Annotated in this window: 1 pseudogene; it reads left to right on the top strand. The window is 40.0% G+C overall.

The features are described from left to right. Positions 1 to 227: pseudogene (locus ACSG5Z_RS31935) on the top strand (alanine dehydrogenase); the annotation flags it as partial. Positions 228 to 285 lie beyond the last annotated feature (58 nt).

Raw genomic sequence — 285 nt, 5'->3', positions numbered from 1 at the left:
GAGCAGTTCCACGTACATCAACTCTTGCATTAACAAACGTAACGGTACCATATGCAGTACAAATTGCGACCAAAGGCTACAAAGATGCTTGCTTAGGCAACACTGCATTATTAAAAGGTATTAACACATTAGACGGATATGTAACATTCGAAGCAGTTGCAGAAGCACACGGGTTACAATATGCTGATGCGAAAGAGCTACTTGAAAAAGCTCCTGCTTTATCATAATAGAAATACATGTAAGCCCCTCCTTTTGTAAGGAGGGGCTTTTTGCTTGGATTAATTG

This window comes from Bacillus pretiosus (assembly GCF_051294775.1).
Taxonomy (GTDB): Bacteria; Bacillota; Bacilli; order Bacillales; family Bacillaceae_G; genus Bacillus_A; species Bacillus_A wiedmannii.
Note: the sequence above shows the minus strand (reverse complement) of the source record. Positions and strands in the feature narration are given on the sequence as shown.